The 24,082-nt window shown below is 66.3% G+C and carries 20 protein-coding genes; 9 read left to right on the top strand and 11 right to left on the bottom strand.

Annotated elements, in window-relative coordinates; genetic code table 11:
* Nucleotides 1–8: 8 nt before the first annotated feature.
* Both FBF35_RS01955 and FBF35_RS01950 read right to left on the bottom strand, forming a co-directional pair.
* On the bottom strand, nt 9–887 hold the full coding sequence (locus tag FBF35_RS01955) for a carbohydrate ABC transporter permease (RefSeq protein WP_048671765.1): 879 nt from the start codon (nt 885–887) through the stop codon (nt 9–11).
* Between the two features lie 10 nt (nt 888–897).
* Nucleotides 898–1,761 carry a carbohydrate ABC transporter permease gene (locus FBF35_RS01950; protein ID WP_060566347.1) on the bottom strand — a complete coding sequence of 288 codons (864 nt, stop codon included), beginning with the start codon at nt 1,759–1,761 and terminating at the stop codon, nt 898–900.
* A 297-nt stretch (nt 1,762–2,058) separates the two neighbouring features.
* Between FBF35_RS01950 and FBF35_RS01945 the strand changes: the two genes are divergently transcribed.
* Entirely contained in the window at nt 2,059–3,741 is a 1,683-nt protein-coding gene (locus tag FBF35_RS01945) for a DUF4832 domain-containing protein (RefSeq protein ID WP_060566346.1), read from the top strand.
* Between the two features lie 96 nt (nt 3,742–3,837).
* Entirely contained in the window at nt 3,838–4,995 is a 1,158-nt protein-coding gene (locus FBF35_RS01940) for an ROK family transcriptional regulator (RefSeq protein ID WP_060566345.1), read from the top strand.
* 56 nt (nt 4,996–5,051) lie between these two features.
* On the opposite strand, the gene FBF35_RS01935 is transcribed toward FBF35_RS01940, so the two are convergent.
* Genes FBF35_RS01935 through FBF35_RS01915 form a run of 5 tightly spaced genes read right to left on the bottom strand, consistent with a single transcriptional unit; the run spans nt 5,052 to nt 9,855 of the window.
* A complete protein-coding gene (locus FBF35_RS01935) occupies nt 5,052–5,900 on the bottom strand; it encodes a ketose-bisphosphate aldolase (RefSeq protein WP_060566344.1) in 849 nt (282 codons plus the stop codon).
* A gap of 36 nt (nt 5,901–5,936) precedes the next feature.
* Complete coding sequence (locus FBF35_RS01930) at nt 5,937–6,878, bottom strand: 1-phosphofructokinase family hexose kinase (protein ID WP_060566343.1); 942 nt, start codon at nt 6,876–6,878, stop codon at nt 5,937–5,939.
* On the bottom strand, nt 6,875–7,768 hold the full coding sequence (locus tag FBF35_RS01925; RefSeq protein WP_060566342.1) for an ROK family protein: 894 nt from the start codon (nt 7,766–7,768) through the stop codon (nt 6,875–6,877). The genes FBF35_RS01930 and FBF35_RS01925 overlap by 4 nt, the downstream gene beginning before the upstream one ends.
* Nucleotides 7,765–8,637 (bottom strand): SIS domain-containing protein, encoded by an 873-nt coding sequence (locus FBF35_RS01920; RefSeq protein ID WP_060566341.1) that lies wholly within the window; start codon nt 8,635–8,637, stop codon nt 7,765–7,767. The genes FBF35_RS01925 and FBF35_RS01920 overlap by 4 nt, the downstream gene beginning before the upstream one ends.
* 42 nt (nt 8,638–8,679) lie before the next feature.
* Complete coding sequence (locus FBF35_RS01915; RefSeq protein ID WP_082632847.1) at nt 8,680–9,855, bottom strand: Gfo/Idh/MocA family protein; 1,176 nt, start codon at nt 9,853–9,855, stop codon at nt 8,680–8,682.
* Between the two features lie 284 nt (nt 9,856–10,139).
* On the opposite strand from FBF35_RS01915, the gene FBF35_RS01910 reads away from it, so the two are divergent.
* From FBF35_RS01910 to FBF35_RS01890, 5 genes are all read left to right on the top strand, one after another.
* Entirely contained in the window at nt 10,140–10,880 is a 741-nt protein-coding gene (locus tag FBF35_RS01910) for a hypothetical protein (protein WP_060566339.1), read from the top strand.
* Between the two features lie 282 nt (nt 10,881–11,162).
* On the top strand, nt 11,163–12,623 hold the full coding sequence (locus tag FBF35_RS01905; RefSeq protein ID WP_060566338.1) for a DUF4832 domain-containing protein: 1,461 nt from the start codon (nt 11,163–11,165) through the stop codon (nt 12,621–12,623).
* 237 nt (nt 12,624–12,860) lie between these two features.
* The gene (locus FBF35_RS01900; protein ID WP_082632846.1) at nt 12,861–13,310 is read left to right on the top strand and encodes a hypothetical protein; all 450 of its coding nucleotides are present in this window, start codon (nt 12,861–12,863) and stop codon (nt 13,308–13,310) included.
* Nucleotides 13,311–13,327: 17 nt separating this feature from the next.
* The gene (locus tag FBF35_RS01895) at nt 13,328–14,845 is read left to right on the top strand and encodes a hypothetical protein (protein WP_187348964.1); all 1,518 of its coding nucleotides are present in this window, start codon (nt 13,328–13,330) and stop codon (nt 14,843–14,845) included.
* Nucleotides 14,824–16,014, top strand: coding sequence for a S8 family peptidase (locus FBF35_RS01890; RefSeq protein ID WP_082632845.1), 1,191 nt, complete (start codon nt 14,824–14,826; stop codon nt 16,012–16,014). The genes FBF35_RS01895 and FBF35_RS01890 overlap by 22 nt, the downstream gene beginning before the upstream one ends.
* 70 nt (nt 16,015–16,084) lie before the next feature.
* Here the strand turns inward: FBF35_RS01890 and FBF35_RS01885 are convergent, their stop codons facing one another.
* A complete protein-coding gene (locus FBF35_RS01885; RefSeq protein ID WP_060566333.1) occupies nt 16,085–16,792 on the bottom strand; it encodes a class I SAM-dependent methyltransferase in 708 nt (235 codons plus the stop codon).
* On the opposite strand from FBF35_RS01885, the gene FBF35_RS01880 reads away from it, so the two are divergent.
* Nucleotides 16,791–18,077, top strand: a complete 1,287-nt coding sequence (locus FBF35_RS01880) for an isochorismate synthase MenF (RefSeq protein WP_060566332.1) — start codon at nt 16,791–16,793, stop codon at nt 18,075–18,077. The genes FBF35_RS01885 and FBF35_RS01880 overlap by 2 nt on opposite strands.
* A gap of 302 nt (nt 18,078–18,379) precedes the next feature.
* Here FBF35_RS01880 and FBF35_RS01875 read toward each other — a convergent pair whose 3' ends face one another.
* From FBF35_RS01875 to FBF35_RS01865, 3 genes are all read right to left on the bottom strand, one after another.
* Nucleotides 18,380–19,858 (bottom strand): S1C family serine protease, encoded by a 1,479-nt coding sequence (locus tag FBF35_RS01875; RefSeq protein WP_060566331.1) that lies wholly within the window; start codon nt 19,856–19,858, stop codon nt 18,380–18,382.
* Between the two features lie 122 nt (nt 19,859–19,980).
* The gene (gene menD / locus FBF35_RS01870) at nt 19,981–21,642 is read right to left on the bottom strand and encodes a 2-succinyl-5-enolpyruvyl-6-hydroxy-3-cyclohexene-1-carboxylic-acid synthase (protein ID WP_060566330.1); all 1,662 of its coding nucleotides are present in this window, start codon (nt 21,640–21,642) and stop codon (nt 19,981–19,983) included.
* Between the two features lie 9 nt (nt 21,643–21,651).
* The gene (locus tag FBF35_RS01865; RefSeq protein WP_060566440.1) at nt 21,652–22,683 is read right to left on the bottom strand and encodes an o-succinylbenzoate synthase; all 1,032 of its coding nucleotides are present in this window, start codon (nt 22,681–22,683) and stop codon (nt 21,652–21,654) included.
* Between the two features lie 373 nt (nt 22,684–23,056).
* On the opposite strand from FBF35_RS01865, the gene FBF35_RS01860 reads away from it, so the two are divergent.
* Nucleotides 23,057–24,037, top strand: coding sequence for a 1,4-dihydroxy-2-naphthoyl-CoA synthase (locus FBF35_RS01860; protein ID WP_034464680.1), 981 nt, complete (start codon nt 23,057–23,059; stop codon nt 24,035–24,037).
* The last annotated feature ends 45 nt before the right edge of the window (nt 24,038–24,082 follow it).

Raw genomic sequence — 24,082 nt, 5'->3', positions numbered from 1 at the left:
CGGGTGCGTTACTTGATTCCGGAGAAGTTCAGGGACTCAACGAGCTTGCGTCCCATGAGGATGAGGAGGATGAGGACGGGAATGACGGAGAGGGTGGATCCCGCCATCAGGCCCGTCCAGTCGGGGGCGCGGTTGGGAGACTGCTGCTGGAAGATCCCCAGCGCGACGGTGAGCAGCTGGGCTCCCTCGCGCCCCGTCAGGAGCGGCCAGAGGAAGTCTTTCCACATGCCGATGATGGTGATGAGGGTCATCGTCATGACGGGGCCGGCCGACATCGGGATGGTGATCTTGAAGAAGCGGGAGACGGGTCCCAGACCGTCGATCATGGCGGCCTCTTCGACTTCGCGCGGCAGGGAGAGGAAGAACTGGCGCAGGAAGAAGATGGAGAAGGGAGCCATGAAGAGAGCGGGGAGCATCATGCCCTGCATGGTGTTGAGCCATCCGAGCTGCTTGATGAGCACGTAGTTGGGCAGCAGGGAGAAGATGCCCGGCACCATGAGTGCGCCGATGACGCACCCAAAGAGCAGGTTCTTGCCGGGGAAGCGCAGGCGAGCGAAAGCGTAGGCTGCGCACGCGGCGAAGAAGGTCTGAATGATCGCGATGCCTCCGGCGTAGATGAGGGAGTTGGTCGTCGCGATCGCGAAGTTGATCGTCGCCCCGCTACCACCCGCTGCCTGCGCTTCTTCGACGGAGACGAGGCCGAGGATGCGCTTGAAGTTGATGAGCGTGGGGTGCGAGGGCCACAGCTGCGTCGATTCTGCGATGAGGTCCGCTTGGGGGGTCATCGCGGTGCGAATCATCCAGTAGAAGGGGAAGACCGTACACAGGATGGCGACCCCGAGAATCAGCCAGGCGACGATGCGTTGCGGGAGCGCTGTGCGATTCATGATGAGCTCCTTATGCCAGGTCAGAGGAACCGGCGCGCATGAGGCGCAGCTGGATCGCGGTGAAGATGGCGAGTACGACCACCAGCAGCATGGCGACGGCGGACGCGTAGCCCATCTTCAGGAAGGTGAAGCCCTGCTGGTAGATGTAGTAGTAGATGACTCGGACGGCGGGGATCGGGTGCCCGGCGTATCCGATTTGGACGGTGTCGAAGATCTGGAAGCTTCCGATCAGGCCCATGACGAGGACAAGGACGAGGACCGGGCGCAGCAGGGGAAGCGTGATGCTGAAGAACATGCGCGTTTCTCCCGCGCCGTCCAGCGCTGCACTTTCGTAGAGCTCGCCGGGGATTTGGAGCATGCCCGCATACAGGAGCAGCGCGGTGTACCCGGTGTAGGCCCAGATGTTGATGCCTGCGACGATCGGCATGGCGGCGTGGGCGTTGTAGAAGGTCACCCCGTCGATGCCGATGTAGCTGAGCAGGTGGGTCACGTAGCCGATGTTGGAGTCGAGGAGCCAGCCCCAGATGAGGGCGATGGCGACGTTGGGCACCAGCCAGGGAAGCAGGAGGAGGGAGCGCACCCACGTGGATCGGGCGAATCGCTGCATGAGAGCGGCGAGAAGGAGGCCCAGGAACGTCTGCCCGATGATGTTGTAGAGGGCGTAGGCGATGGTCACCGCGAAGGCATTCCAGACTTCCTTGTCCCCGATCGCTTTCGCGTAGTTATCGAGGCCGACGTAGTGGGCGTCTCCGATCAGGTTGAAGTCGGTGAAGGAGTACCACAGGCCGCGCAGGGCCGGGTAGACGTAGAAGACGAAGAAGCCGACGAAGGTGGGAATGAGGAAGATAGCGGCGGCGACTCGGTCGTCACGCACGCGCTTTTTCCCCGCTCCCGCACTCTTGCCGGAAGGCGAGATGGCGGCACCCGTCCCCTTGCGGGCCGAGGCCTTGGAACTGCTTGTAGTTCCTGCTAGGTAGGGGGCAACTCCGCCCCCTTTTGTAAGTGTTGTACTCGTCATCGAGAACACCTCCAGTGATGCGACACGTAATTATAAAACAGCTCTAACAAACTTTGTCAAGACCGTTGACAAAGTTGCTGCTCACGTGCTTCACTGTGTGTACTGCAACACTTTAATGTGTTGCACGTCCCAGTATCGAAAGGAGTCTCAACGATGAGACGTTTTCCCCGAATTGCCGTGGCTCTGGCGGCCACTGCAGGCCTGACATGCGCAGCGCTGCCGGCCTCGGCGACGGAGAATGACACCGTCCAGTGGACGGCGCTCGAAGCGGCCGACGCTCCGATCATGAACCCCCTCAAGGGCTTCTTCCCCTTCGCACCGGAGGATGGCTCCGCCCCCAAGGCCGTCGAGGGGGCACTCCCCTACACGATGGAGTGGGCATACTTCCCCGTCAACGCGGTCGTGACCGGGCGCGACACCTACGACTTCACGAAGGTCGATGCGCTCCTCGACGCCATCGCGTCGCGCGGCGACCAGTCGGCGATCCGCTTCTACCTCGACTACCCCACGCGTAAAACCGGCGTCCCCCAGTACCTCATCGACGCGGGCACCGACACGTCGCGCACCTACACGGTCTTCGACAACAACAACGTCTCCTTCTCCCCCGACTACAACGACCCAGCGGTCCAGGAGATGCTCCTGCACTTCGTGGACGCCCTGGGCAAGAAGTACGACGGCGACCCCCGCATCGGTTACATCACCGCGGGCCTCATCGGCTTCTGGGGAGAGGACCACACCTGGCCGATGAACGGCGAGAAGAGCGCCGATAACCCCAAGGGCGAGAACTGGATGCCCTCGGACGAGTTCCGCGCCAAGCTGGTCGCGCAATGGGACAAGGCCTTCGACAAGACCTTCGTGCAGTACCGACTCCCCACGTCGGCGACGAAGGAACACCACATGGGCTACCACGACGATTCCTTCGCGTATTCCACGCTGGATAACGTCGACTGGCACTTCATGTCCCACATGAAGAACCAGAACGAAACGGACGCCTGGCGCAGTGCACCCATCGGCGGCGAGGTCTACCCGCCGCTGCAGACGTGCATCTTCTCCCAGCCCCTCAACTGCGCGGGAGCCGAGGCCGAGCGCGCCCAGGGCCGCAACTTCGACATGATGGGCTCGATCAAGGCCACGCACGCCACCTGGCTCATTAACGAGAAGGCATTCACGGTTGGATACCAGGGCGATGACATGAAGCGCGCCGAGGAAGCGAACGCCGCGATGGGCTACACCCTCCAGGCGACGAAGGCCGCAGCGTCCATCACCGGCAACGACGCCACCGTCTCCGTCGAGATCGCGAACACCGGCGTCGCACCCTTCTACGCCTCCTGGCCGATCGAGGTGTCCCTGGTTGACGGCGTCGGCTCCACGGTCGCGAGCCAGATCGTCGAATCCCCGCTGCCCTCGATCACTCCCGGGACCACCGGCACGGTCACGGCGCACGTCACGGTCCCGCCAGCCCGCGGCGGTGCTCGCGCGGTCGCCGATGATCTGACCGCAACGATCCGCGTCGTCAACCCGCTGCCGAACGGAGCTCCCGTCGTCTTCGCCAACAGCGGCATGAACACGATGCTGCCCGGCGCCCTGACGCTGACGACCGTCCAGCGCATGGATGCCACCAACGCTCCCAGCCCCACGCCGCAGGACACGGCTGCTCCGAGTGATCCGGCCTCGTCTGCCTCGCCGACCAGCGCCCCCGTGGCCGCGAGCGCACCGCAGGCGACCCAGCCCTCCTCGCTGGCTCGCACCGGCACGAACGCGCTGGCTTCTCTCGTCTGCATCGCGGCGATGGCGGGAGCCGGAACGCTGCTCTACAGGCGCGCTCATAGGCGCTGACCTGCATACATGCCCCCTGGGTAGGCCCCACTCACGCTGAAAAGGGCCTACCCTGGGGGATGAGATCCTGGTGGTACCCACAGGTTAGGAGGACCCATGAGCGCCACCCACGGCCCAGACCGCATTCGCGAGCTGAATTCGCTCGCGATTCTTGCCTACCTGCGCACCGTCGACGAGGCCACCGTAAGCCAGATTGCTCAGGAGACCGGGCTGTCGCGCACGTCGGTCGGTGCGACGATCGCGGACTGCGAGGAACTCGGCTGGGTGTCGTCGCTGCCCCCTGCTCCATCGATCACCGGGCGTCCTGCCAAGCGCTACCGTTTCCAGTCCGAGGCCGGCGTCGTCGTCGGTCTCGACATTGGCGCGAACCACATTGACGTCCTGGCGACGAACCTCGTGGGATCGTCCCTCGCGTCGTTGCGGGCCGACGTGTCTCCGGAGGCACCGGCGTCGGAGCGTCTGAGTACGGCCCTGGCCCTCCTGGAGGACGCACTGAACGTGAAGGGCGTCGTCCGCGAGCGCCTGACCGTCATTTCCGTTGCTCTCACGGGCCCCGTCGACGCCGAGGGGCGTTCCCCGTACGGCACTCCCCTGCCCGGGTGGGATTCGGTGAACATCGCGGATGAGCTGCGCGAGCGCTACGGATGCGCCGTCCTCGTGGAAAACGACTGTAAGTGCGCCCTCGCGGCCGAGGCCTGGACCGGCCAGGCGCAAGACCTCTCCTCTGCCGCCTACATCATGGCGGGCGCGCGCATTGGCGCATCTTTCATGATCGATGGGACGGTGTGCCGGGGAGCGGGTGGGGCGGCCGGCGAGGTCGGCGCCCTCAAGACGCTGAAGTGGAGTTCGACCCCGGCTGTCTTCCTCACGCACTCGCGTCTGCCCGATGACATTCCGACGCATCGGGCCGCTCAGTGGGTGTGCGATCAGGCGCGCGAGGGGGATCGAGAAGCCCTCAAGATCGCGCGGTCGTTTGGTCGCAACCTCGCCGTCGGCGCGTCCGCGCTGGTCCTGACGGTCGACCCCGAGGCCCTCATCGTGGGCGGCGGCATTTCAGCGTCCGCCGACGTGTGGATGGATGCCTTCACGCAGCGCCTGACGGAACTGGTCCTGCGCGTGCCGGATGTGCGTACTTCGGATCTGGGTTCTCGGGCCGTGGTTGTCGGCGCCGCTCGTCGAGGCCTCGACCACGTCGAGACGCTCACGCTCGGGGATACGCTGCGTTCCCCCCAGGCTCTCTTTCAGGAGGCCTGACAGAGCACAAAGGGGGGCGGGTGGCCTGATGGTCACCCGCCCCCCTTGTGTGTCCTTTAGGCGACTGCGCACCATCCGGCGTACAGCTCCATGAGGCGGCGCACTTCATCGCGGACGATTCCCGTTGCGGGACCGACGTACTTGCGCGGGTCAACCAGGCCCGGATCGTGCAGCAGGATGTCGCGGATGCGGCTGGTGAACACGACGTTGAGGTGCGTGGAGACGTTGATCTTCGTCATTCCCGCGTTGATCGCGGCGACCATGCCCTCGTCGGGCACCCCGGAGGAGCCGTGCAGGACGAGGGGAACGGGGACGGCGCTCTTGATGGCGGCAATGAGGCCGGTGTCCAGGACCGCGTCGCGCGTGGCCATGGCGTGGGAGGATCCGACCGCGACGGCGAGCAGGTCGACGCCCGTGTCGGCGACGAATTGGGCGGCATCCTCGGGCTTCGTGCGCGCCTTGGGGTCGTGGACGCCGTTCTTTCCGCCCACCTCCCCGAGTTCGGCCTCAACGCTCACCCCCGAGGCGTGGGCCATCTCGACCATCTTCGCGGTCGTGGCGCGGTTGACGTCGTCGGGCAGGACGGAGCCGTCGTACATGATCGACGTGAATCCCAGGTCGACGGCGGCGCGGCACAGGTCGGTCGATTCGGCGTGGTCCAGGTGGACGGAGACGGGGACGGTGGCTTCGGAGGCGAGCTCGATGAGCGCGCGGCCGATGGGCGCGAGGCGGCCTCCGTGGTACGCGACAGCGTTTTGCGAGAGCTGGAGGACCAGGGGCAGCTGCGCCTCCTGTGCCGCGTCGATGAATGCCTCGGCGTGGTCCAGCAGAACGACGTTGAAGGCGGCCAGACCCTGCCCTCGCTGCGCTGCGTCGCGGGCGAGTTCTGCGGTATCTGCGAGCATTGTTCGCTCCTTTCGTTGGTCTGAAAATGGTGGAGGTTAGTGGGTGGGCCGAGACGCGAGGCGGACGGGCGACGCGGCTGAAAGGACGCTGGCGCGCACGCTCATGTCGATCTCTCCTGCCGTTGGGCGCACGACTGCTGCCGTCGAGGTCGCGACCGCGTCGGCGAGCGCCATGACGCCGTTGATCTCGCTGAGCGATCCGTGCCCGTCGAGGTGCGTGGCGATCGCGGCTACCCCGGCGTCTCCGGCCCCCGTCGGGTTTCCGGTGATGGTCGGGTCGCTCGAGGCGTGCCAGGAGCCCTCGCTCGAATACAGGTCCATGCCGTCGGCGCCTCGGGAGACGAACACCCAAGCGGCCCCACGATCGAGGAGCATGCGCGCTCCTTCGTCGAGGCGTGAGCACCCGGTGGCGGCTCGTAGCTCGTGCTCGTTGGGCTTGAGGACATCCGCGTACGAGGCGGCGTCAACGAGGGCGGTCCCGGAGGTGTCCAGGATGATCCGGGCGCCCGAGGCCTTCGCGGCCTCGAAAATGGGTGCAATATCGCCGGCGCGCGCATCTCCCGGGAGCGACCCGCAGATCGCGCAGACGTCACCCGGAGTGAGCACGGAGGCAAGGAACTCGGCGCCGCGAGACCACACGTCACGGGGAGGGGCCTGCCCGGCCTCGTTGAAGATCGATACCTCTCCGTCCACGAGGGCCACGGACCTGCGTGTGGAGGCCGGGGAGTCTATCCAGCGGGTCTGCACCCGAGGCGCGAGGCTCGCGAAGAGGTCGCGGACCCGTTCTCCGGTCGCACCACCGAGGGGACCCGTGGCGCACGCCGAGGCACCCAACTGGTCCGCCACTCGGGCGACGTTGAGGCCTTTCCCACCGGGGCTCTCCTGTATGTCGGTCACGCGTGTCGTGGATCCTCGTTCCCACCCGGGCACGCCCCAGGTGATGTCCAGCGCGGGGTTGGGCGTCACGGTGTAGATCATGCGTACACCTCCTCGAGCTCGAGCGAGAGTGCGACCGCTCCGAGGGCCTGGGAGTCGGACCCGAGGCGAGCGCGCAGCAGCGCGGGCGGGGGCGCGACGATCGAGCCGAGTGCGAGCGCCCGGCGCAGCGGCCCGTAGATGAGCTCGCCGCCGCGCGAGAGCCCGCCACCCAGCACGATGGGGATGGAGCCGACCTGGTGGGCGACGACGGAGAGGACGTGCCCGAGGGCGCCCATCGCCTCGTCGAGGATCCGCACCGCGTCCGGGTTACCCATGGCGGCCGCGTCTTCGACGTCGCGTGCTCCCGACCCCTCGGTGACAATCCCGGCGTCCGCGGCCCGTCTGGCGATCGCCGAGGCCGAGGACACCGACTCGAGGGGAACGATCACTCCGGTGGCGGGGTGCGCGACGCCGACCTGGCCGATCTCGCCGGTCCACGGGCGCGACGGGGACAGGTGGCCGCCGAGGACCAGGCCCGAGGCGATCCCCGTCCCCACGGCCACGTAGAGGCAGTCGGGGACGCCCACGCCCCAGCGGGCCTCGGCGAGGGCCCCCGAGCGCACGTCGTGCCCAAAGGCGACGGGACACCCGCACAGGTCCGCGATGAGGTCGCGCAGGGGCGCGCGCCGCCAGCCGAGGTTGGCGGAGAAGACGCCCATGCCTCGTTCCTCGTCGACGATCCCCGGCACGCACACTCCCAGGGCAGCCCCCGGGCCGGCGAGGGCCAGGAGGGGCTTCGCCATGGACGCAACCACCCGGGCGACGTCCTCGGCCCCGGTGTGCGGGGTTGGAAGCGGATCGACGCGCTCGCGCACAACCCCGTCATCACCGGCGAGAACCGCCTTGATGGTGGTTCCGCCGACGTCGACTCCGACTCCCAGTGCGTTCACGGCAGGATGACGGATCGCGTGAGGTTGCGGGGCGTGTCGGGGTTGAGGCCACGCGCGAGTGCGCGCTCAACCGCCAAGCGCTGGGCGAGGACCAGGTGAGCGATCGGGCACCCATCGAAGGTGACGAGCTCCGCGCCCGTCTCGTGGACCTGCTCGGCGAGGCCGTCCGGGACCGGGCCGAAGACCCAGGTGAGGCGTCCGGGCTGGGCGATCGAGATGGGGCCGTGGCGGTACTCCATCGCGGGGTAGACCTCGGTCCAGGACTGCGAGGCTTCGCGCAGCTTGAGGCCGGCTTCGGCGGCCAGTCCGATCGTCCATCCCGTGCCGAGGAAGGAAATCTGGTCCGCGTCGACCCAGCGCGAGGGAATCTCCGTCGCCAGCGCGCGCTCGGCATCGGCGGCCGAGGCCTCGACATCGTGTCCGAGGGAGCCGAGGAAGTACTGTAGGGCGCTCGTCGCGAATCGGGTCTGGACGACGGAGGTCTCGTCGGCGAAGTCGAGGACGACCTCCTCGCTGGCGTACTCGGCGGCGGGGCCACCCGCCACGGCGGTGATGAGGAGCGCGGGATGGCCCTCCTCGTGCAGGCGCTTCATGACCTGGATGATCTCCGTCGTCGTGCCGGAGCGCGACAGGCAGATGACCCGATCGAACGTGCGTCCCCACGGGAATTCGGTAGCGGTGTAGGCGTCTCCCGCGCCCTTGCCCGCCCGCTCGCGGTACACGGTGTAGGCCTGCGCGATGAACCACGAGGTGCCGCATCCAACGACGGCGATGTGCTCGCCGTCGGCGGGCAGCGGGTCCGTGGAAAGCTCGGCGACGCGGCGCCACAGGTCGGGCTGGCTGACGATTTCATCGTGAGTACACGACATTGTTGTTCTCCTGGTGTCTGGAATGAATGAGGAATGAGGGTGCTATCGCAGCTGGTTTCGGTTGAAGTACTCGGCGATCTCGGGGCGCACGCGGGGCACGTCGACGGGGGCGTTTCCGCCCCTGAGCGAGGCCGTGGCGGCCACTCCGGCGGCAACCGCCTCGCGCGCCCCGAGGGGGGTCGTATCCGTGACGTCTCCATCGACGACGAAACGGATGAATTCGTCCATGGTGTTGACGTCGGCGTCTCCATGGCCGCCCGCGTCTCCGCGCAGGGGGATCTCAAGGTCGGGGACGGGCTCGTAGCCGCTGCGGTGGGCCCACACACGAACGCACCCGCCTTCGCCGTCGCCAAAGTTTTCGGCTCGACCGCGCGTGCCGATGACGGTGTAGTTACGCCAGTAATCGGGGGTGAAGTGACACTGTTCGTACGAGATCATGACGCCGTTTTCCTGGCGCGCGAGCAGCATCGAGAGGTCTTCGACGTCGATGACGGGGTTCAATCCCGTTTGCGTTTCGGGCGGCCAGTTGTCGAAGGAGAACCAGTCCTCCATGACCGCTCCGTCGCTCTGGCCGCTGCGGTCTGTCAGCTTCCCGTAGACCATCAGGTCTCCCATAGCGACGACGCGGGCGGGCACCGAGTCGGACAGCCAGTTCATGACGTCGATGTCGTGCGCTGCCTTTTGCAGGAGGAGGCCCGTCGTGCGGCTGCGGTCCGCGTGCCAGTCTTTGAAGTAGTAGTCGCCCCCGTTGCCGACGAAGTGGCGGCACCAGATCGCTTTCACCTCGCCGATGCGGCCTTCCTGGATGACGCGGCGCAGCGTGCGCACCACGTCCATGTGGCGCATGTTGTGGCCGACGTACAGGGGCGTGCGCGTGCGATACGCGGTCTCGAGGACCCGGTCTGCTCCTTCGATCGTGATGGCGATCGGCTTTTCGAGGAAGACCGCGACCCCGGCCTCGAGCAGCGAGCAGGTGATGTCCTCGTGGGTGTCGTCGGGGCTGGTGACGATGGCAGCGTCGATCGATAGGCCGATGAGTTCCTCGAGCGTGGCCACCCACTGCCCCTCCCCGAGGGTGCGCGTGGCGCGCTCCCGCATGGCTGGGTTGGGGTCGCAGCCTCCGACGAGGACTGCGGGGTGGGTGACCGACGCGAGGTGGTGTGCGATTGATGATCGGGCCCCAAGTCCGACAACACCGACGCGTAATGGCGCGTTCATGGGTTCTCCTTTTGGGCGGGAGGTCTTCCTTGACGCAACCATTATGCGCTCAATCACCCCACTTATGCAAGACCCTTAACAAATAGTCTCGACAAACCCCCTCATGCCAGGCAGAACACAGCACCACCACTCCGGCGCGACCACCACTCCGGCGCGCGGCGAGCACATACGAGCCGGTACGATGGCCAGCGCCGCGACGACCAGCAACAGTGGAGAGTACTCACACATCCAACACAGGACACGCGCGACGAACCTCGACACATACACACTGAAGGGGAGCACGCATGGGCTCGAAAGAACAGACTCATACCCGCAGGTATCCACGACGCACCCTCATCGGCATCGCTTCAGCAGCGGTCCTCACCCTCACAATCACGGGTACAGCCTGCGGCTCGCGCCAGCCCAGCGCAGATAGCCAGGCACAGTCCACACAATCCTCCCCACAATCCTCCTCGGACCAGACACAGACCCAGGAATCCGGCGACTCCACAGCCGCGCCGACGCCGACGGAGGCGACGCCGACCACCCCGGCCTGCGAAGACGGTTCCCCCACGCCGCTCGGTACGTGCCTATATCCCACATCGGTCCAGTGGCTCCCCGATCTCCTCCCCGACCCGCGCGAGGTGGACCGCACCGATCCCGAACAGGTCGCCATCGCCTACACCATCACGCGTAACACGTGGGATGCATCGCGCGATAAATCCAACGCCTATGCATTCATCCGCGCGAGCGTGTACGAAGTACCGGAACGAGCGAGCAGCCACACGAAGACGCCCGACCTGGAGCACGGTCAGGGCGAATTCCTGCCGCTCCTGGCTAACCGCGCCCACACGACCGTCACTATCACGGGCAGCAACAACCATGGGCAGCAGCCGAACACTGACCCGACGCGCTGGTACGGAAATGTCTACTACTTGCGCAACTACTCCGACGACTCGTTGGAGCCCGTGAAGGGGCGCGAGGTCGTCTTCCTGCGACTGCAGGACGATGGCACGTGGGCGGTCGTCGACAGCGGACCGTACTAAAAGAGCCAGCACACACTCTCCATTGACGAGGCCGGGACCCCACCCAGGGAGCCCGGCCTCGCGCATACTCAATCGACACGCCCCATAATAGGTTTGTCAGGCAACCACTTACTGGCAGAGTTTTCCGCAATGTTGCGGGCACTATGCACAATATGGTTCACTTGACAGCCGTGGAGGCCTCGCCTGCGCGCAACGACGACGCTACGCACTCAGGTCCCACGCGACGCGCCCACGCCGCATCACGTCCCCAGCCGCAGCACTCATGACTGAAAGGACCTCGCGATGAGAACATTTTCTCGCATCGCCATCGCTCTCGCGGCGACCATAGGATTGGCGGGCGCAACGCTCCCGGCCACGGCCTCGTCGGCCGCCACCGCCCAGTGGACGACGCTCAAGGAAGCGCCAGCCCCGGTCACGAACCCGATGAAGGGCTTCATGCCGTGGGCACCCAAGGACGGAGGCGCACCCGGCACGGTCGCAAACGCTCTGCCCTACACGCTCGAGTGGGCCCCCTTCCCCGTGAACGACGTCGTCACCGGACGCGACACCTACGACTTCACGAAGGTCGACGCCCTCCTGGACGCGATCGCCTCTCGCGGTCACCAGGCCGTCATTCGTTTCACCCTGGACACCCCCGGCAAAAAGACCGGGATGCCCCAATACCTGATCGACGCAGGCACGGACACGAGCCGCACCTACGACTTCTACGACAACAACAAGATCTCCTTCTCCCCCAACTACAACGACCCGAAGGTCCAGGAGATGCTCCTGCACTTCGTCGCAGCCCTGGGCGAGAGGTACGACGGGGATCCACGCATTGGCTTCATCACCGCGGGCCTGTACGGATTCTGGGGCGAGGAGCACACCTACCCGTACAGCGGCTACGTCAACAACCAAAACCCGAAGGCCATCAACTGGATGCCATCGGACGAGTTCCGCGCCCGCCTCGTCGAGGCCTGGGACGAGGCCTTTGACGACACCTTCGTCCAGAACCGCTACCCCACCGCTGCCACGAAGGCACACGGCATGGGCTACTTCGACGACTCTCTCGGCTACGCAACCCTGGAGGGGACCGACTGGCACTTCATCCCCAAGCTCAAGGACCAGGGCGAGGGGGACGCCTGGCAGCACTCCCCCATCGGCGGCGAGCTCTACCCCTCCTTCCAGGAATGCGCATTCTCCCAGCCGCTGCGTTGCCCGAGCAGGGAGCAAGGACGCGATTACAAGGCCCTCGAGTCGATCCAGAAGGCTCACGCCACGTGGCTCATCAACCAGCACGCGTTCTCGACCGGCTACACCGGAGCCGAGCTGACGCGCGCCAAGGCCGCGAGCGCCGCCCTGGGGTACACGCTGCGGGCGACCCGCACGTCGGCGACCTACCACGGCGCGAAGGCTGCCGTGGCCGTGGAGTTCACGAACACGGGGTCGGCCCCCTTCTACGCGACGTGGCCGCTCGAGGTCGTCCTCGTCGATTCGAAGGGCACGATCGTGGCCAGCCAGACGATCGAGTCGCCCCTGCCCTCGATCCTCCCGGGCCAGACGGGGAGGGTGACCGCGCACCTGCCGCTGCCCGCGGAGTACCGCGCGAACAACTCCGCGCAGAAGCTGACCGCCGCGATCCGCGTCGTCAACCCGCTGCCGAACGGCGCGCCCGTCGCCTTCGCGAACGAGGCCATGAACAAGCCGCTGCCCGGCTACCTCGAACTGGGGAAGCTCACCCGGGGCCGCGCACCAAGCAACTAACGACGAGGCCGGGGCGGGGCGCGCATCACGCGCACGTGGGTGCGCGCCACCCCTACCCCGCCAGTCGACGCGGTTGCGTCTTCCGTACCCAACGCGAGAGGCCGGGCAAAGCTGCTCGATTGCTCTAGGTGCTTGCTACCTCGACTGGTTGTGAGCTAGTCGGCACTGGCCCTACACTGGGGCCAGAAGACGGATCCTGACCGATGATGTTCTTCGATTGCTGACAGGAGACAGTGCATGAGTGCCGATTATGGCTTCGATAAGGAAAAACACGCTCAGACAAACGGCGATATGGATGAGGGCGGGACGGCTCTCAACAAATCCAATGACGCTGCGAGCTCGCTCAATGGTGCCCAAACTGTAACCCGATGGACTAATGAGCAAGGCGCGCAGGATTTTCGTAACAGCGCAGTGCGATTCTTCTCGTCTGTTGATGAGATGCTTGTGGACGAGCGCAAAATCTTCGATACATTCCAGACGAACCTCACGGATGCTGTTCGGGAGGCCGTTAGTAGCGAGGAAGCCAATGCAGCGGTGCTTGAGGCAATCAATCGTGCACTTAACTCAGACCCCTCAGTCGCAGCCGCCGCCGCTTCAACCGCTGGATCAACTGCTACTTCTTCTACAGCCCCAAGTGCGCAGCCAGATGATGCTCCTACGGCTGCCGGCGCAATGCCCGAGTTCTGAGATTTTAAGGACGACACATGGTTTCTTCACCGATGTATGACCGGCTCATGACTTTTGCTGCGCAAGCGGACTTCAACGCAGAATTGCAGTCTTGGGATAGTGATCATAAGCGTGTCATTGATGGCTTTGATCAGGCAATCGAGCGGGTTCGCCATTTCCAGGAACACCAGGGATTTACAGGGAAGACTGGAGAGGCGCTGAAGGCCTGGGCAGATCAGACTGTTGCACGTCTGGAAGCGAAGCGTTCGTACTACATGGGCGGGATTGCGCGTTATGTCGCTGCCCGTCAGGCTATTGCGCAGGCCGCCGCAGACGCGCGTCGTCTGTCGCCGACACTCATCGACTCGAAGACGGCTGCAATGCGCGATGCTGCGAAGGTTGCGCTGCCCTATACACCCGCTATTGGTGTTGTGACCGGGGCGGTGACCGGAGTGGTTGCAAACACCGTTCTGTCAGCGGGATCGGCCTATGTTGATGCTGTGGAAGCGCAAGCGAACGCCATGCGTGAGACGGCTGCAACCGAGATTCTTGAGCGCTTGAATGGCGGTTTGAATGAGCTCAGCGCCGGTGTCAATACGCTGACGCAAACAGGCGTGAAGGTTGGAGCTGGATATCAGAACATTGATCTTCCAGTTCCTGAGCAAACACAAGAAAATCTCAATCGTGGGTACGTGCAGTATTCGTCATATGATTCGGGAATCTATGGACGTAGCGCTGCGGATGACTATGGGCGTGCCGCCCTGCGATCCGATAAGTCACTCTATCCGGATGGGTATGCAGATCCGGAAACTGACGAGTTTGCTCGACGCCGTGCGCTGGCATCACAGCAAGTATCCAAGCGGTACCTGCCGCCCGATGTCGATGGTTCCTACGATCGCCCCATTACAAACGCGCAGGATCTGATGGGCATGGATCTCCTGCATACGAGGGTTGATGCAAATCACCACCGAAACGGAGTCGTGTGGGGAGGTCATGTTCCTGCTAATCCCACCGACATCGATCACCCACTGTGGCGAATCAATGGAGGGCCCGCTGCTGATAGTGGTTCTGCCGGACGCCTCGCGGGAATTGGAGCGCTCGGAGCAGGTGCCCTTGGCTTGCGCGGAGCTGCGCGTATGGGGACGGGGTCTCTCGGGGGTTCTGGAGCTTCTGCTCTGACTGCTGGAACATACAGCGGGAAAGGACTCGGAACTTATTCCGCCCCTTCACAGGCAGGAGCAGGAAGCGCAGCTGGAAATGGCGTGAGCGGAACAACTGCTTCTCCTGGAGCAGCACGCGCTTCCGCTGTTCAGAGTGGCGGTTCTGGTGCCGGCAGGGGAGCTTTCATGGGTAGCGGTATGGGAGCCGGTGCGGGCGGCTCGAAGGAGGATAAGAAAGCAAAACGCCGCAAGTACCAGGCCTACAGGTATCTGGATGATGATCCCGATGCGCTGCCTGAAGGCTACGTGAATCCCATGTCTCAGACCTACGGCTCGGACAAGGACCTGGCACCCGCGAAACGTGAGGACGACGGATGGGATCCCCGCCAATGGTGACCCCCAAGCACAAGGTCTCACGCGTCTCACTCGCTATTGCCTCTGCGTCCGCTTTTGCCCTGGGACTCGTTGCTGTTCCCGTTGCTCCGGCACGTGCCGCAGACACCATTACCGCGGCCGATCAGCCCTACTTTGCGTACTACCACCTCGACCAAGCGAGAGCTAAAGGCTACACGGGTCAAGGTGTCACAATTGCGATGATTGATGGGCCAGTTGACACATCGCGACCAGAACTCGCTGGTGCCACGGTCCTTGATAAGAGCCCTTGCCAGATCAAACCTGACGACGATAGTCGGCGTCACGGGACTGAGGTCGCTTCAATTCTCGTCGCACGTGACTACGGGGTTGTTCCTCAAGCTACTCTGTACAGTTATCAGACGGTTAGCGGAAGCTCGGTGCCAGATCCATCGTGTCAAGATACAAGTGTTTACACGCACGCTTCACTGATCAATCATGCGATTAATGACGGTGCAAGCATTGTCAGCATTTCTATCTCGTCCCAAGACCGAGCAGCATCTCTGAAATGGGCTTTAGCTCGTGCTGCTGCATCGGGGACGATCGTCGTTGCCGGCATCGGTAATACAGCTAACACAAATGATGAGGGAAGCCTGTCATTTTGGTCTGGAGTAGTTGGTGTTTCCGCAGTTGATATCAACGGTGCACGAGCGGACTACTCATCATGGGGGTCATCCGTCACTACGGCGGCCGTTGGAGGCCCTATCAAGGCGTATGACTACGGGACTGCACAGATTACACAGACTGTTGGGACTTCCATTTCCACCCCCATCGTCGCAGGATTCCTCGCGATGGCTCGCCAGAAGTGGCCCGATGCGACGTCGAATCAGCTGCTGCAACTGCTGATACACACGACCGTCAACCCGGACGGCGGCTGGAATCAGTACACCGGCTACGGCGTAGCGAGCCCCGCAACAATGATGAACACTGATCCCAGTCAGTACCCCGATGTCAACCCCCTCGCGGACAAGGGAGGCGGGTCCAGCCCGACCCCAGAGGAGATCGCGCAGTACGTCGACGGCATCGTCCCGCCGGCGGAGATCGTCTTCGACAACTCATACACCTACCGAGGCCTGGACGAATCCGTCCTCGGAGCAACCACGAACCCGTATCCGACACACCTTGGTACGAGCCCGCGCTACCACGCGAAGTAGAAGAAACCTCGAGACGCAGTGAGAGGCCGGGACCCCCACAAGGGACCCCGGCCTCGTCGTTATCGAAAAATTACGGCAGCGGCTTGACCGCGCGGTGCAGGCAGGCGATGCCGCCGGTGAGGTTGCGGTACTCGACCTCGCTCCAGCCGTTGGCGGCGATCATGCGGCCGAGTTCCTCCTGGGCCGGCCACGCGCGAATCGACTCGACCAGGTAGTCGTAGGCGCCGTCGTTCGTGGAAACCAGGCGCGCGATCGCAGGCATGACGGTCGACTGGTAGGCGTTGTACATGCCGCGGAAGACACGCGAAGGCGGGGTGGAGAACTCCAGGACCACGAGGCGGCCGCGCGGGCGCACGACGCGCGCCATCTCGCGCAGCGCGAGCTCCGGGTCCGGGATGTTGCGCAGGCCCCACGAGATGGTGACCGCGTCAAAGGAGCCGTCCTCGAAGTCCAGGTCCATGGCGTTGCCGTGCACGAACTCGATCTCGGGGTGGCGCTCACGGCCGACCTCGATCATGCCTTCGGACAGGTCGCAGGCGACGACCTCGGCGCCGCCCTTAGCCAGCGCGGCCGACGACGCGCCGGTGCCGGCCGCCAGGTCGAGGATGCGCTCGCCGGGGTGCGGGGCGACAGCCTTACGCAGGGCGGTCATCCACACCCTGTCCAAACCGCCCGTCATCAGCGCATCCATCACGTCGTATCGCGAGGCGAGGGAGTCAAACATCGAGGCGATCTCTTTGGGATCCTTGTTCAGGTCCGCGCGCGGGGATTCAGTCATGCGTCAATACTCGCACGTCTTCCAGCGCGCCGCCGCCCCTGCTCCTACCATGGAACCCATGCACAACGACTTCGGATGCTCGCGCCTCGTCTTTCGGGCGTTGGTCCTACCCCCGCAGCACCCGGGGTCTACTTGCTCACTGACATCCCTGCTTCCCGACTCCGGGGGCGCCGCCTGGCTGGGTGAGCGCCGCCAGATGATCGGCCTGGGACGGGCGCTCACGATCGAGTCCGCGACCCCGGGTGCGATCGCCGACGTGCGCCGCGCGTGGGAGGCCACCCCCGCCTCGTCCTGCGTCGAGGGAGCCCCCTCGCCCGTCCTTTTCGCGTCCTTCGCGTTCCGCTCCCCCGCCCGCTCGGTTGCCTTCATGCCCGCGCTGACTCTCATCGACGAGGCCGGGGCCCGCTGGGCGATCACGGCGGGCATTGGGGACGCCCCGGATCCGCTGGCGGCTGTTGATGAGGCCCTGGCCGAGGCGAGGCCCGCCCCGCGCGTGCCGGAGTCCCTGACGTTTGGACACGGGTCGATGTCGCGCGGCCAGTGGCGCGACTCGGTACGGGCGATGGCGCAGCGCCTGCGCGATGGGGCCGCCGACAAAGCCGTCATGGCGCGCGACATGACGGTGCGGTGCGCACGCGGATTCGACGAGCGTTTCCTGCTTGAACGCCTCAGCGATCTGTATCCGTCGACGTGGCGTTTCTGTGTGGATTCGCTGGTGGGAGCCTCCCCGGAGATGCTGATCGCGGCCTCGGGCGGCACGGCGAGCTCTCGTGTCCTGGCGGGCACGTGCAAGCCCGGCGAGGGCGAGGCGCTCGCGTCGAGCGCGAAGGATCTGCGCGAGCATGACCTGGCCTCCGAGTCCGTGTCGTCGATCCTGACGCAGCTGTGCTCCTCGGTGACGACTCAGGGGCCGTTCCTCCTATCACTGCCCAACGTCGTTCACCTGGCGACGGACGTGCACGCGCGCCTGGGCGAGGCCCACCTCCTGGATCTGGTGGCTGCCCTGCATCCGACGGCCGCCGTGTGCGGCACTCCGCGCGACGCGGCGATGCGACTCATCGAAGAGCTGGAAGACACCGAGCGCGGCCGCTACTCGGGGCCCGTGGGCTGGGTCGACACGGCGGGGAACGGCGAGTTTGCGATCGCGCTGCGCTGCGGGCTCACGTCGGGCACGCGTCTGCGCCTTTTCGCGGGGGCCGGCATCATGCCGGATTCCGACCCGGATGCCGAGCTGGCCGAGACCGAAGCGAAGATGCGCCCGCTCCTGGACGCCCTCGGGGTCTGAATCGCGCAGAGTATTGCGGCACGCCGGAACCCACTTCTGGCAACTCAGCGGCTTGATTGCGCCAGCGCTCCACCCGATCGGGAAGATTCCACCCCATCGGGAACATTCCACCCGATCAGAACGGGTTGAATCTTCCCGATCAGGTTGAATCCTGGTCGACACAAGCCCAGATGCGGGGGCGTCACATCAACGTGCGGCACATCAGCGGCCGAAAACTGCGCATATGCACCCTCGCAAGCCCACCACGCACAAAGGCCCGCCACCCCTTCACAGGGACGGCGGGCCTCGTCAGCGCGCGCAGCTCACTGAATCCGCACGGACACGTCCTGCGTGGCGCCGTCGCGCACGATCGTCATGGTGACGGTGTCGCCGGCCTTGTAGCGGCGCACGTAGCCGATCAGCTGCTTGGGGCTGGTCACTTCCTGACCTTCGACCTTGACGATGACGTCGCCGGCGCGGATGCCCGCAGCGGAGGCGCCGGAACCTGCGGAGACGTCCTGGACCTCGGCGCCCACGTAGGTGTCGGAGCCGACGGTCGTCGTCGCGGCCTTGACGGTCACGCCGAGCAAGCCGTGCGAGGCGCTGCCGGAGGCGATGAGCTGGTCCGCGATGGACACGACCAGATCGGAGGGGATCGCGAAGCCCAGGCCGATCGAGCCCGCCTGCCCGTCCGACGAGGTGGCGAGCGACTTGATCGAGGAGTTAATGCCGATGACCGCGCCACTCGCGTCGAACAGCGGGCCGCCCGAGTTACCGGGGTTGATCGACGCGTCGATCTGGATCGCGTTCGTCACCACGAGATCCGAGGAAGCCTGCGTGCCGTCCTCCGAGGTCGCGGATTCGTCCACGGAGACCTCGACGGGGCGGTTGAGGGCGGAGACAATGCCGGTCGTCACCGTGTTCGACAGGCCCAGGGGCGCGCCGATCGCCATGACGGGGGCACCGACCTCGAGGTTCGCGGAGGAGGCAAAGCGCGCGACGGTGAGGTCCGAGGGCGGGTTCTCCAAGCGGATGACGGCCAGGTCTGTGGTCTTGTCGTGGCCGACGACCACGGCGCTGTACAGGCGCCCGTCGGCGAGGGTCACCTGGATCTGTCCCCCGCCGAGGGCGGAGGCGATGACGTGGTAGTTGGTGACGATGTCGCCCTGCGCGTCGTAGACGACGCCGGAGCCGGTGCCGCCCGAGGACGCGCCCTGCGCCTGGATGGTCACGACGGCGGGCGACACGGCGGCGGCGACGTCCGTCCAGTCCGTTCCGGAGCTGTTCGAGACGGGCACGGTGGCCACTGTTCCCCCGTTGAGGTTGGTGGGCGTGGACGCGCGCAGCATCGCGGGGCGCGCGTAGAACACGGCGCCGAGGGTCAGTCCGATCGTCAGGAGCATCGCGCCGAGGAGGGCGACCCAGCCCGGGCCCTTCTTCGTCACGATGACGGTGGGCGACGCGAAGGCGTCCGGCGAGGCCGGGGCCGCGTATCCGCTGTAGGGCTGGCCGGAGGGGGCGGAGTATGCGCCGCCGGACGCGGGAGCGTCCTGGGCAGGCACGGAGGGTGCGGCCGGCACGGCGGGGGCGCCCGGCGCAGAGACGGGCGGAACCGTGCCCGCGGGCGGCGCGGGGATCGTCGTGGCGGAGGGCATCTCGCGCGTGGCGTCCTGCGCGGCCGGAAGCTCCTGGGTGGCCGAGTGGTCCTGGACCGTCGAGCGCTGCGGGTAGCTGGGGGCCGAGGCCGTCTCAGCGTCGCGCGCCGAGTCGGCATCGTGGGCCGGAATATGAGGCTGAGTCATGGTTTCCTCTGGTGTCAGTTCGTTATCTGCCCACCAGTATGGGCCGTTTCCTCAAAGGGCCACTGAAAGCGTCCTGGAAGTTTCCTGTAAACCGTTCAACCTCACAGCGAACACGCGTCCCGTCAGGACAACACGTCACGGATGGCCGTGTACAGGTGCGCGGCGCGCTCGACCGGCGCGTGAATCAACCGCGGTCCGCTGGTGGGGTGGGCGAGCAACGACTCCAGTTCCCGAGGCGCGTCGGCTCGCGCGAAGGCCACGCCGTACGCGGCCGCGAGCGCCTCGTAGTCCACCGACTGAGCGAGGCCGAACCAACGGTCGTAGGCCTCGGCGCTGGCGGCGCGCCCGTGCTCGAGGGTGGCGAAGATGCCGCCACCCTGGTCGTCCGCGACGATGATGTCGAGGTGAGCGCCCACGCTCGCCGCCAGGGCGAGGGATGAGGCGTCGTGGCAGGCCGTGAGGTCGCCCATGACGGCGGTGACGCGCTCGCCCGCGGGGGCCGAGGCCTCGCCCGCGTATCCGGAGCCCAGGCAGATGCCGACGGCGGTCGCGATGGTGCCGTCGATGCCGGCCTGTCCCCGGTTGGAGTGGACGACGCGCCCCTCCAGCGTGGGGACAGCAAGGTCGAAGGCGCGCACGGGGTTGGAGGCGCCCAGCACGAGGGGGCCGCTCGTCGAGGCGGCGACGCTTCGAGCGAGGTCGAGCATCGTGCGCCCAGAGCCGGAGGCGAGCAGGGATTCGATGCGCTCGCCGGCGTCGCGGGCGGCTTGGCGCACGCGAGAGGCCCACTCGGCCTGAGCGGCGCGGATCGGCTCGCGGGCCGGCTCGAGGTCGGCGACGACGACCGAGGCGTTGCCCGAGATGTCCACCCACGGGGCGTGCGCATCGACAACGACGACACGCACGTCGGGGCGCGCGAGCAGAGCCTGAATCGGGCGGGACAGCGTCGGGCGCCCGGTCACGACGACCGCGTCGACCTCACGCCCCAGCGGCGAGCTGACGAGGGACTGCTCGAAGGGGGTCACTCCCCCGCCGCGCCACGCGCCCGACGCCGGTTCGGCGAGCAGCGGGAAGCCCGAGGCCTCCGACCACTCGCAGGCGCAGGGCGAGGCACCCTCACCCGCGACAATCAGCCCGGCGTCGGCAGGACCAACCACGTCCTCCCAGCGCGCGGGTACGGCATGCGCACCCATCACCCGGGTCGGGCGGGGGACGAAGGGGGCCACGGCCTCATCCCCTGAGTCGGAGGCGGGACGGACGGGGGTCAGCGGGTCGCGGAAGGCGACGTTGATCTGCACGGGCCCGGGCGTGCCGCTCGGTGCCCCGCAGGCGGCCGCGACCGCGCGGGTGAGGTGGCCGACCAGAGAGGGCGAGGCCTCCTGCGGCTCCAGATCGACGCTCGCGCGCACGTGCGTGCCGAAGAAGCTGGACTGGTGGGTCGCCTGGGAGGCTCCAACGCCGCGCAGTTCGCCGGGGCGGTCGGCGCTCAGGACCAGCAGGGGCAGGCGCGCGTGCGAGGCCTCGAGGACAGCGGGGGCCAGCTCGGCGACGGCGGTGCCGGAGGTGACGACAATAGCGGGCAGCCCTCCGGTGCGCGCCAGGCCGACGGCAGCGAAACCGGCGCCGCGCTCATCCAGGATGGGGCGCGCATCCCCGCCGAAAGAGCCCGCTTCGAGAGCGTAGGCGAAGGGCGCGGAGCGCGAACCCGGGCAGTACAGGACGTGCGTGACGCCCAGGGTATCCAGGGACGAGAGGATAGCGCTGGCGGTATCGACGGAGGGCATACGCCCAGCCTACCGGGAGCCCACCCTCAGGTGCTCGGCCATGCCTTCGAGGCGCATGCCCCAGCGGGAGACGAGGTCGCCGTCGACCGGGGTGCGGTCAATGAGCTCCTGGTCCGGCTCGAGGCGCCCCACGGGCAGGCGGCCGCGCTCGGGAATCAGGGGCTGGGTCACGTCGCCCACCAGCAACGAGGCGGTGGCCAGTCCGGCGGCCCGGGGCACACCGGGCACGGCGGCAGCAGCGGCGACGCCGACCGACAGGCCGACGGACGTCTCGAGGGCGGAGGACACGACGACGCCGAGGCCGCTCTTGCGGGCAACCTTGAGTGCGGCGCGCACACCTCCGAGTGGCGCAACCTTGATGATGACGACGTCGGCGGCCTCCTTGCGGGCCACCTCCAGCGGGTCCTCAGCGCGACGGATCGACTCGTCGGCGGCGATCGGCACATCCACGGATCGGCGCACCTGGGCCAGCTCGTCCACCGTCAGGCAGGGCTGCTCAACGTATTCGATGGGAACGACGCCGGCGGCCGCCGCCATTGCGGGGATGGCCTCGCGAGCCTCATCGACCTCCCACGCGCCGTTGGCGTCGAGGCGGATCATCGCCTGCCCGCCCACGGTCTCACGCAGGGCGTCTGCGACCGCGGCGATGCGCGCACAGTCGCGCCCAACGCTGACGCCGGGCTCAGCAACCTTGATCTTCGCGGTCGCACACCCGCCCGAGGCCTTCACGCGCTCGTAGGCTTCCTCCGGCGAAATGACGGGGATCGTGACGTTGACGGGCACGAACTTGCGTCGAGGCACCGGCGGGAAACGGCGAGCGGACTCGAGGGCCGCCGCCAGCCAGCGCGAGGACTCCAGATCGTCATAGTTCCAGAAGGGCGCAGCCTCTCCCCAACCGGCGTGTCCGTGCAGGAGGAGCCCCTCGCGGCGAGTCACGCCGCGGAAGCGCGTCGTCATCGCTACCTTGTACACAAGGATGTCGTCGACGCCTTCGAGGGCGTAACGCGTTTGACGGCTGAGCGTGCGCATTGGAATGCGCATGAGCGTCGGTTGCTGCGCTGCGTTCACTAGAACCCTCCTTACTTACCGGTAATATTATCGCGCAACCTCAGATAATCGACAAATCCTACACACATCAACTTGTAACCAATTGCGCAGTAAGCACGCCAAAGTGACAGACTCTTTGGAACTGTTGAACACGTGGCAAGTAGGCGCGTCTGGCAGGACACACCCTCAAGTGTCTAGACGCCATATAAAACGGTTACAAGAAAGTAGCCTTTGTTCCGATTGGTTAGGTTGCGCATCCATAGCCCCACGCATGTCCTTCGTCCCAGGCTGGTCGTCAACGCCGCCACCCCTCTCGAGCAGGCATCCCCCGACGCCTGCCACTGCCTCGTCGATTAGAATCCGACACATGAGCGCTCTCCCCTTCGTGTCCGACACCTTCGACCCGACCCGCTGGCGCGAGGTCGAGGGATTCGACTTCGCCGACATCACCTACCACCGCGGTATCTCGCGCGGCCCCGAGGCCGACGGCCGTCCCGAGGGCGCCGACATGCCGGTCGTGCGCATCGCCTTTGATCGCCCCGACATCCGCAACGCCTTCCGCCCCGGCACCGTCGACGAGCTGTACCGCGCGCTCGACCATGCGCGCCAGACGTCCTCGGTCGCGGCCGTCATCCTGACGGGCAACGGCCCCTCGGCGCGAGACGGCGGATACTCCTTCTGCTCCGGCGGCGACCAGAGGGTGCGAGGCCGCGACGGCTACCGTTACGAGGTCGAGGGCGCGGACCCCGAGGCGGCCACCGCCCAGCGCCGCGAGCAGATCGACCCCGCGCGCGCCGGACGCCTACACATCCTTGAGGTCCAGCGCCTCATCCGCACGATGCCGAAGGTCGTCATCGCGGCCGTCCCCGGATGGGCTGCCGGCGGCGGTCACTCCCTCAACGTGGTCGCGGACCTGTCGGTCGCTTCCATCGAGCACGCGGCCTTCATGCAGACGGACGCGAACGTCGGCTCCTTCGACGCCGGCTACGGATCGGCTCTCCTGGCCCGCCAGGCCGGGGATAAGCGGGCGCGCGAGATTTTCTTCCTCGCCGAGCGCTACGATGCCGAAACTGCCGAACGCTGGGGCGTCATCAACCGCGCCGTCCCCCACGCCGAACTCGAGGAGACCGCCCTGGAGTGGGCCGCGACCATCGCGACGAAGTCCCCGCAGGCCATCCGCATGCTCAAGTTCGCTTTCAACCTGGCCGACGACGGCCTGGCCGGCCAGCAGGTCTTCGCGGGCGAGGCCACGCGCATGGCCTACATGACGGCCGAGGCGCAGGAGGGGCGCGACGCCTTCCTCGAGCACCGCGCCCCCCGCTGGGAGGATTACCCCTACTACTACTGAGGCTGGTTTCCTCACCGACACTCAGTGACCACAGGCCCGGGATCT

The sequence above is a fragment of the Schaalia odontolytica genome, assembly GCF_005696695.1.
Lineage (GTDB): Bacteria > Actinomycetota > Actinomycetes > Actinomycetales > Actinomycetaceae > Pauljensenia > Pauljensenia odontolytica_C.
The sequence above is the reverse complement of the archived record's forward strand: the minus strand, read 5'-3'. Positions and strand labels throughout refer to the sequence as shown.

Coding starts and splice junctions, on each gene's coding strand:
- FBF35_RS01955 (WP_048671765.1), bottom strand. CDS start 887: ATGAATCGCACAGCGCTCCCGCAACGCATCGTCGCCTGGCTGATTCTC.
- FBF35_RS01945 (WP_060566346.1), top strand. CDS start 2,059: ATGAGACGTTTTCCCCGAATTGCCGTGGCTCTGGCGGCCACTGCAGGC.
- FBF35_RS01940 (WP_060566345.1), top strand. CDS start 3,838: ATGAGCGCCACCCACGGCCCAGACCGCATTCGCGAGCTGAATTCGCTC.
- FBF35_RS01935 (WP_060566344.1), bottom strand. CDS start 5,900: ATGCTCGCAGATACCGCAGAACTCGCCCGCGACGCAGCGCAGCGAGGG.
- FBF35_RS01930 (WP_060566343.1), bottom strand. CDS start 6,878: ATGATCTACACCGTGACGCCCAACCCCGCGCTGGACATCACCTGGGGC.
- FBF35_RS01920 (WP_060566341.1), bottom strand. CDS start 8,637: ATGTCGTGTACTCACGATGAAATCGTCAGCCAGCCCGACCTGTGGCGC.
- FBF35_RS01915 (WP_082632847.1), bottom strand. CDS start 9,855: ATGAACGCGCCATTACGCGTCGGTGTTGTCGGACTTGGGGCCCGATCA.
- FBF35_RS01910 (WP_060566339.1), top strand. CDS start 10,140: ATGGGCTCGAAAGAACAGACTCATACCCGCAGGTATCCACGACGCACC.
- FBF35_RS01905 (WP_060566338.1), top strand. CDS start 11,163: ATGAGAACATTTTCTCGCATCGCCATCGCTCTCGCGGCGACCATAGGA.
- FBF35_RS01900 (WP_082632846.1), top strand. CDS start 12,861: ATGAGTGCCGATTATGGCTTCGATAAGGAAAAACACGCTCAGACAAAC.
- FBF35_RS01895 (WP_187348964.1), top strand. CDS start 13,328: ATGGTTTCTTCACCGATGTATGACCGGCTCATGACTTTTGCTGCGCAA.
- FBF35_RS01890 (WP_082632845.1), top strand. CDS start 14,824: ATGGGATCCCCGCCAATGGTGACCCCCAAGCACAAGGTCTCACGCGTC.
- FBF35_RS01880 (WP_060566332.1), top strand. CDS start 16,791: ATGCGTCAATACTCGCACGTCTTCCAGCGCGCCGCCGCCCCTGCTCCT.
- FBF35_RS01885 (WP_060566333.1), bottom strand. CDS start 16,792: ATGACTGAATCCCCGCGCGCGGACCTGAACAAGGATCCCAAAGAGATC.
- FBF35_RS01875 (WP_060566331.1), bottom strand. CDS start 19,858: ATGACTCAGCCTCATATTCCGGCCCACGATGCCGACTCGGCGCGCGAC.
- menD (WP_060566330.1), bottom strand. CDS start 21,642: ATGCCCTCCGTCGATACCGCCAGCGCTATCCTCTCGTCCCTGGATACC.
- FBF35_RS01865 (WP_060566440.1), bottom strand. CDS start 22,683: ATGCGCATTCCAATGCGCACGCTCAGCCGTCAAACGCGTTACGCCCTC.
- FBF35_RS01860 (WP_034464680.1), top strand. CDS start 23,057: ATGAGCGCTCTCCCCTTCGTGTCCGACACCTTCGACCCGACCCGCTGG.